Genomic DNA, 8,140 nt, shown 5'->3' on the forward strand with positions numbered 1-8,140 from the left:
GAAGGAGCCGCCGTGACCAGAATCGCAGAGAGCCTGGACACCTCACCGGACTACAGCGCCGAGGTGGTCATCATCGGCGCGGGATTTGGCGGCCTCGAGGTTGCCAAAGTCCTGGGAAGGGCCGGCGTCGACACGATCCTGGTCGACCGTCACAACCATCACCTGTTCCAGCCCTTGCTCTACCAGGTTGCGACCGCGGCCCTCTCGGCCACGGATGTAGCCGAACCAGTGCGCAAGATCCTCCGGCGACAGGCGTCGGTGAAGGTTCTGTTCGGCGCGGTGACAAGCCTCCGGCCCGAAGCGCACGAGGTTCGTCTGCGCTCGGGGCAGCGGCTGCGCTACCGCTACCTCGTGCTGGCGAGCGGCGCCATCACCGGTTATTTCGGGCATGACGATTGGGCGCGATGGGCCCCCGGTCTCAAGACCATCGAGGATGCGCGTCATATCCGCTCGCAGCTTCTGCTGACCTTCGAGCGCGCCGAGCGGTCGAACGACCCGGAAGAGCGGCGGAAACTGCTCAACATCGCCATCATCGGCGGAGGACCGACGGGGGTCGAACTTGCCGGCGCGATTGCCGAACTGTCGCGCTATACGCTGGCCCGCGACTTCCGCAGCATCGACCCGCAGGCCACGCGGATCATGCTGGTCGAGGCAGGACCGCGACTGCTTGCCGGGTTCTCGGAAGAACTCTCCGCCTATACTGAGACTCGCCTCCAGCGGCTCGGCGTGGAGGTCCTCACGGGAAAAGCCGTCGACGACATTCAGCCAGGCCACGTGAGCGTCGCGGGCATCAGCACGCCTGTAGGGCTGGTGATCTGGGCGGCGGGCGTGTCGGCCTCGCCGCTGGCCGGGCAACTGGGGCGCACCGACCGAGCGGGGCGCATCGCCGTGGATGAGTGCCTCGCCGTGCAGGGACATGAAGGCGTCTATGCGCTCGGCGACGTCGCAGCCTTCAAGGACGAGGACGGGCGCACGCTGCCGGGCCTAGCGCAGGTTGCCAAGCAGCAGGGCATCCACCTGGGAAAGGGTCTCGCCGCACGGATCCGGGAGCGACAGGCATTGAGCCCGTTCCGATACGAAAACAGAGGCAACACTGCAATCGTCGGACGCCATGCAGCGGTGTTCGAACGTGACCGATTCCGGATCAAGGGCTGGCTCGCATGGCTCGCCTGGGCCATCGTCCACGTCTATCTCCTCGTTGGTTTCCAGAACCGGCTTCTCGTCTCGCTGCAATGGCTTTGGCGATATCTCACCTATGAACGCGGGGCGCGGCTGATCGTTGGAGACCGGCCGGAAGAAGTAAGGTCTGAGGATCCTGGTTCGGTCCGGAAGTAATTTCAGTGATCGCAGATCGTGGTGAGTGCAAAACGAACCCTGCACCCGGCACATCTCCACTACGTTGTGTCTCGGTGGGCGATCGATAACCATCGTCGCAAGCTGGGGCTCTGTGCAGCGTGAAGTCGGTATGGACCTGATCGTCTTTAATGTTCGCCGGTGCCAGTGTCCCGCTCAGGAACATAAGGTTCTGGTCGGTCGAGAAAAGCGTGCGTGATCGCTGGCAGTTGTTCTTCGAGCCATTTAGCCATTGCGATCTCTTCCTGCAGATTGGTGCGGCAGGCGCGCGCAGCCTCCGATTTGTCTAGCTGCTCTGCAGCAGCGATCAGGACACGATAGAAAGCAATCTCCAGGTGCGGGAGTGTCCGGAATTCCGTGGATGGTCCGCCGGCCCGTTTCCATCTGACCGCCGTCAGCCGCCGAGCGGGTTGAAGCGATCGTCGAACATGATGGCGAACTGATTGACCGCTGTCAGCCAGCCTCTGACGTTTCGCGCGGTTTTCTCGTGCTCGCGGATGGCGAGATAGATCAGCTTCTCGGCGGCCTCCTCGGACGGGAACGAGCCCAGGGTTTTGATGGCCTTGCGGATCACGCGGTTGAGGCTTTCCACGGCATTCGTGGTGTAGATCACCCGGCGGATTTCGGGGCCGAAGGCGAAGAACGGGATGACTTCCGGCCAGGCTCGCCGCCATGCCTGGGCGATCGACGGATAGCGCCCGCCCCAGGCCTCGTCGAAGGCTTCCAGGGCTTCCTCCGCGGCCTCTGCGGTCTCGGCGCCGTAGACCTCCCTCAGCCGGGCGGCGACCGCCTTGCGGTCCTTCCACGAGCAGAAGTTCAGGGAATGGCGGACCAGATGCACGATGCAGGTCTGGACCGTGGCCTCGGGGAAGGCGACGGTGATCGCCTCGGGGAAGCCCTTCAGGCCGTCCACCACCGCGATCAGGATGTCCTGGAGGCCACGATTGCGCAGTTCGGTCATCACCGACAGCCAGAACTTCGCGCCCTCGGTGTCGGCAATCCACAGGCCGAGAACCTCGCGCTGGCCGTCACCGGTGATCCCGAGGGCGATGTAGACCGCCTTGTTGCGGACCACCCGGCTGTCCTTGTCGCGGATCTTCACCCGGAGCGCATCGAAGATCACCACCGGGTAGACGGCGTCGAGCGCGCGCGATCGCCACTCCCGGACCTCGTCCATCACCGCATCGGTGACGCGGCTGACCAGGTCGGGCGACACCTCCAGGCCGTAGAGCTCCTCGAGATGGGCGCGGATGTCGCGCACGCTCATGCCCCGCGCGTAGAGCGCGATGATCTTGTCGTCCAGGCCGTCGATCCGGGTCTGGCCCTTGCGGATCAGCTGCGGCTCGAAGCTGCCGTCCCGGTCGCGCGGAACAGCGATCTCCATCGCCCCGTCCTTGCCCTTCACCATCTTGCGGCCAGAGCCGTTGCGGCGGTTCGCCTGGCCGTCGGCCGGCGTCTCGCCATGCGCGTAGCCCAGGTGTTCCGTCAGTTCGGCTCCCAGCATCCTCTGCATCAGAGCCCGCTTGAGCTCGGTCATCAGACCCGCTTCGCCCAGCAGGTCCTCGGGTCGCTCGCAGCCCTTCAGCAGCTCGTCCAATACCTCGGGAGTGATCGTCATCGTCCATGCCTCCATTTGCTTCAGCATGGACCGGCACCCTCATACACAGAAGATCGGACGCTCCCGTGAACGACGATTGCTGCCGCGAGAACCTCGCCCTGATCGCCGATACCAGCATCTCCGGCGCCCGGGTCGCGCGGGAACTGGACGCGCTGCTGCGGCTCTACGGCAAGCCCCAGACCATCGTCAGCGACAACGGAACCGAGTTCACCAGCAAGGCCATTCTCAGATGGGCCAAGGACAACGACGTCGCCTGGCATTACATCGATCCCGGCAAGCCCCAGCAGAATGGCTTCATCGAAAGCTTCAACGGCAGCCTGCGCGACGAGTGCCTCAATGAGGAGATCTTCGACAGCCTGGCCGATGCGCGCCGCAAGCTGGCGCTGTGGCGCTACGACTACAACCATGTCAGGCCGCATTCCTCCCTCGGCGGAATGGCCCCGTCACAAGCGCGCCGGGCACTTGAGCAATCCGTGAGCTCCGCGCCCGGCGCCCTTGTCCAACCCGAAACCGACCAATACCAAGTCCAAGGACTCTCGTCATGATCGAGGGACGCCGGGGGGGGGCAGGTCAGCGTCCCGCTTAGGGATGACCTGCAACAGCAGGACGAGCCCGAAGTAAACCACCGTGGCGCGAAGGGCAATCTCCCACAACGGCTTGGTGAGGCTGAACACCTCCATCATTTCAGTCGACCCTCCGTTGGTCGTTCTATCTAGCTATCGAACTGCGTGGCCTGCGTCCCTCTTCGGAAATCCCGTCCCGGACCAGTCAAATCGGGTCGGCCGCTCGGCACTGGCAAGGTGCGGATCCAGCGATCCAGCCTCTCATCCGAACATCACTTCCGCAATGCGCGTGAGGTTGAACGGCTTCTCGCAGACCGGGACATTGGGGTAGCTGGCCGAGATCGTGGAGCGGTCGTAGCCGGTGAGGAAGACGAATGGCACTGATCTGGCCCGGAGCGCGTCGGCCACGGGATAGGACAGCTCGCCACGCAGATTGACGTCGAGGATCGCCCCGTCGAGCCGCTCTGCCTCAGCGACCAGCTTCAGGGCCGCAGCCAAGGTCGGTGCCGGACCGACAACCCGGGCTCCGGCCTCTGCCAGCGAGGCGGCCTGGTCGAGAGCGATGACGAAGTCATCCTCCACCAGCAGGATGTGCCGTCCCGCAAAGATCTGCGCCGGCGGCATGGTCAGATGCTCCTGAGGCTGTCGGGCGGGTCAAGCGGCAGCTCGATGGTGCAGCGAAGCCCTCCCGGATCGAGCGCATAGGTGACCTCGGCCCCCAGCGCATAGGGCAGGGCGCGCTCGATCAACACCCGCCCATACCCTCCCTCCGGTGGAGCACTCGGCTGATCGGTCGGAGCGCCGGTCACGCCCTCTTCGCACCAGGCGATGTGCAGCCACCGCCCGGTCGGGCTGTCTCGCACCGTCCAGGTGACGCTGAGCTGGCGCCCCGTCTGGGACAGCGCCCCATATTTGCGGGCGTTGGTGGCGAGTTCGTGAAGCGCGAGGGCGAGGGTCTGGACCCGGGAGGGACGGATGCGGACAGAGGGACCCTCAAGCACCACGCGCTTGCCTTCGGCCCCAAGGGCGTCGAGTTCCAGCGTCAGGATCCTGCGCAGTGTGATCGGTTCCTGCTCGGCCCGCGACAACAGCCCCTGCACCCGCGACAATGCCTCAAGCCGGTGATCGAGAGCCTCGCGGAATGCCTCGCTCGGGCCGGTATGCGCCATGGTCTGGTTCGCGATCGAGCGCACCACGCCGATCAAGTTGCGGGTGCGGTGCTGAAGCTCGGCCACCAGCACGTCCTGCCGCATCTGGAACTGGCGCAGCTCGTTGATGTCGATGGCAGCGCCGAACCACTGAGAGAGCTGCCCTTGGTCATCGTGCCAGGGAATCTGACGGACCAGAAACCAGCGATACTGGCCATCGCTTCCGCGGAGCCGGTGCTGGTGCTCGAGCGGCCGGCCCGAGCGGAACGCCTCGGCGAAGACGCGCTCGGCGGCCTCCCGGTCTTCGGGATGGACCGCGTCGAGCCAGTCGCCCGCCTGCATCTGCTGCTCCGCAGACCATCCGAGGTATTCCTGCGCTCGGGCATTGAACGTCATCCCGTCGCCGCTGCCATCCGTCTGCCAGAGCAGCGCCGGCACCAGTTCGCTCAGCAGGCGCAGGCGTTCCTCGCCTGCGCTCAGCCTCTCCTCCGTCAGGCGCCGGGCGGTCACGTCCTGGCCGATCTTCAGAAAGCCGTTCCCCGCAATTTTGCTCAGGCTGCGCCGCGTTCCTTCGATGAAGACGCGCGAGCCATCCTTGCACAGGTGCCAGCGCACATCGGGTGCGCTCCCCTCCCGCAGGGCGGTCTCCAGCTCCCGTTCGGGCACGCCGGCGGCCCGGTCCTCGGGCGTGAACAGCATCGCCGCACTCTGCCCCAGCGCTTCCTCGGCGCTCCAGCCGAAGACGGCGGCGGCGCCGGGAAGCCAGTCGGTGATCCGGTCCTCGGCGTCCGTGACGAAGATGGCATAGTCCGTCGCCGCCTCGACGGTGAGGCGGAAGCGCTCCTCGGTCGAGCGCAGCTGCCGAAGCTTGAGCAGGCGGTCGACGATGGGTCCCAGGATGCCGGCATAGGTGCGCAGGAATGCGCTGTCGTGCTGGTCGAAGTCCCGCGGCCTGGTGTCGTCCACCTGCAGGAGCCCATACGCCCGCTGGCGGGGCAGAAAGATCGGCACGTTCACCAGCGCAACGATGCCCGCGTCCTTCATGAAGCGCGGAACGTCGAACCGCTCCTCTTGGGCGATGTCCCGGGTGATGACCGGCTCGCCTGCGTTGATTGCGAAGGTTTCCGAGGAATGCTTGTCCATGGGAAGGCGGACATGCCCGACGACACCCGCAGCCCATCCCACTCCGGCCCGCACCAGGAGGCTTTCATCGCCCGCCTCCATCTCCAGCACCTTGGCGCGCTCGGTGCCCATCGCCTTGGCCACCAACCGACAGGCTTCCTGAAGCACCTCGTCGAGATCCTCGGACTGCAGCGCGAGATCGGCAAAATCCGCAAGCACCTCCTGGCGCTCGAGCATGGTTTCCAGAAGATCGCGGTGCGGCATGTGAAGTCATCGCCTCTCAGGCCGCTTCCGGCTGCATCGGGGACAACAGTCGCACAGGCTAACGGGTTTCACAAATGTCAGAGGCTCGAGGCTTGTGGAAGCTTGCGTCGCCGGGGCCCAGCCGATAGCTCCGGCTTGGTCAGCGACCCCATTGATCTGACGGAGGAACGTCGGGCGGTTGAGTATGGCGTGCTGCTGGAAGCCCTGGCCGAAGCCTGAAGACAGGCAGTTCGGTCCTGGCGCCATAGTCGATGCTACGGAGCCGCGGGGCGCTTGCGCCAGCTGCGGCGTCCAAAGTTGGGCGGGCGGTTCCCTTGCGCTCCGGTCGATGTGTCCCTTTTTCTCGAACTGTGGCTAGCCGATCTATCTTGATTATGGATGCCACTGTGCTTCATCAACGTAGGGCCGCCCAATTCGGGGGGTTTCTCACTCGGAAGATTTCCATGTCGGTTCTGGATGAAAACCTGCAGCAGCATTTCTCGGCCATCATCGAAGGCTCGGATGACGCGATCGTGGCGAAGGATCTCAACAGCATAATCCTCAGCTGGAACCCCGCAGCCGAACGCATCTTCGGCTATGCGGCAGTGGAGGTTCTGGGAAAGTCGATCACCATTATCATCCCGGAAGACCGCCGTCATGAAGAGGTGGACTTCATCGAGCGTCTACGCCGGGGCGAGCGCATCCAGCATTTCGAGACGCTGCGAAAAAAGAAGAACGGCGAGCTGTTCCCGATTTCAGTGACCATTTCACCGATCCGGGACAGGAACGGGGAAGTCGTCGGCGCGTCGAAGATCGCCCGGGACATCACCGGCCAGCACCGTGCGGCCGAGCAGCAGCGCCTGTTACTGTCGGAAATGAAGCACCGCGTCGGCAACAGCTTCGCCATCGCCAGCGGCCTCCTCAGGGTTTGCGCGGACCAGTCTTCCAGCGTCGACGAGTTCGTGGGTCTAATGCGGGGGCGCCTCCTTGCCCTGGCGTCGGCACATTCCCTGGCAGCGCCCGCGATTGCGGAGGGGGCAAGGGCATCAGGAGAACGGCCTCTGAAAGCGCTTCTTGAAGCGATCCTGCAGCCTTTCACCGGATCGATTCCGGCGGGCGTGAAGGTCGAAGATATCATCGTAAGCCGTTCGGCAGTCACGCCGCTGGCACTCGTCTTCTACGAACTGTGCACCAACTCCGTGAAATACGGCGCGTTGTCATCAGGCGACGGTCGCCTCTCGATCACCGGCGAACGTTCGGGACACCGGCTGATAATCAACTGGACCGAGAGCTTCAAGCGGACCTCGGAACAGGCCGTTCAGGGCCAGGGTTTCGGAACCGCGATGTGTGAGGTCGCTCTGAAGGATCAGATGGGCGGCACGCTCGAGAGAACCTTCGCGCCAGACGGAATGCGCACCCGGCTCGACCTCAGCTATAGCCACGTGACGGCGGATGGATGAGGCGCTGTGAGCGCTTCTCAGCCGTGTGCCACGGCTGGAGAAAACCCGCGGAACAGCTGCGATGATCTCGCGCGCGACGCCATCCATGTTTGCACGGGGTTCCGGGCTGGTGGTCGGAATGGCACCCTCTTCAAGCTCCTGGAGAAGCCCTTTTTGCGCAGTCGGACCCGGTTGTCGATGTTGGCACCGCAGATCGGCACGCCAACACGCCGGCCCCGGAAGAGCTCGGGACAGGCCAGCAGCGCCGCAATGCCGGCGGCGCCCGCGCCCTCGGCCACCACCTTCGCCTCTTCGGCGGGGCAGGCAATCGCGTTCTCGATCTGGTGCTCGGGGACCCTCGGGACGCGGATGGCGTGCTCGGTCTATTCGAGAAATTGGGAATGGAGGTAGGTCGCGCAGCTCATGCCGCGCCCGGCAAGCAGCAGGAATGGCTGACCTCCCGCAGGTCCGCCCAGCCATGGCGCTTAAGTCGACCGACCAGCTGCAAGAAGAGGGCTCATTCGGCTACGTCGAGGTCCTAGAAGATCGCGCGGGCGCCGATGGAGGTGCCTTCTGGCGCCGCAACCTCCCCGCGAACAGGACGTCCGTATTGGAGCAAGCTCAGACGCCGAGAGGGAAGCCTTGTTCGGATCG

General features: G+C 64.7%; 6 protein-coding genes and 1 pseudogene. 3 read left to right on the forward strand and 4 right to left on the reverse strand.

The window, feature by feature from the left end; genetic code table 11:
• Positions 1 to 12: 12 nt before the first annotated feature.
• A complete protein-coding gene (locus tag GI374_RS12970) occupies positions 13 to 1,335 on the forward strand; it encodes an NAD(P)/FAD-dependent oxidoreductase (RefSeq protein WP_370515337.1) in 1,323 nt (440 codons plus the stop codon).
• A gap of 146 nt (positions 1,336 to 1,481) precedes the next feature.
• On the opposite strand, the gene GI374_RS19840 is transcribed toward GI374_RS12970, so the two are convergent.
• Complete coding sequence (locus GI374_RS19840; RefSeq protein ID WP_370515338.1) at positions 1,482 to 1,814, reverse strand: DUF892 family protein; 333 nt, start codon at positions 1,812 to 1,814, stop codon at positions 1,482 to 1,484.
• The gene (locus GI374_RS12980; protein ID WP_154337509.1) at positions 1,748 to 2,971 is read right to left on the reverse strand and encodes an IS256 family transposase; all 1,224 of its coding nucleotides are present in this window, start codon (positions 2,969 to 2,971) and stop codon (positions 1,748 to 1,750) included. The genes GI374_RS19840 and GI374_RS12980 overlap by 67 nt, the downstream gene beginning before the upstream one ends.
• A gap of 65 nt (positions 2,972 to 3,036) precedes the next feature.
• Between GI374_RS12980 and GI374_RS12985 the strand changes: the two are divergent.
• Positions 3,037 to 3,516 (forward strand): annotated as a pseudogene (locus tag GI374_RS12985) (integrase core domain-containing protein); the annotation flags it as partial.
• A 279-nt stretch (positions 3,517 to 3,795) separates the two neighbouring features.
• Here GI374_RS12985 and GI374_RS12990 read toward each other — a convergent pair.
• A complete protein-coding gene (locus GI374_RS12990) occupies positions 3,796 to 4,158 on the reverse strand; it encodes a response regulator (RefSeq protein WP_154337492.1) in 363 nt (120 codons plus the stop codon).
• Positions 4,159 to 4,160: 2 nt separating this feature from the next.
• The gene (locus GI374_RS12995) at positions 4,161 to 6,068 is read right to left on the reverse strand and encodes a PAS domain S-box protein (RefSeq protein WP_154337493.1); all 1,908 of its coding nucleotides are present in this window, start codon (positions 6,066 to 6,068) and stop codon (positions 4,161 to 4,163) included.
• Between the two features lie 443 nt (positions 6,069 to 6,511).
• On the opposite strand from GI374_RS12995, the gene GI374_RS13000 reads away from it, so the two are divergent.
• The gene (locus GI374_RS13000; protein ID WP_195759920.1) at positions 6,512 to 7,507 is read left to right on the forward strand and encodes a PAS domain S-box protein; all 996 of its coding nucleotides are present in this window, start codon (positions 6,512 to 6,514) and stop codon (positions 7,505 to 7,507) included.
• Positions 7,508 to 8,140 lie beyond the last annotated feature (633 nt).

The organism is Paracoccus sp. S-4012 (assembly GCF_009674885.1).
GTDB lineage: Bacteria > Pseudomonadota > Alphaproteobacteria > Rhodobacterales > Rhodobacteraceae > Paracoccus.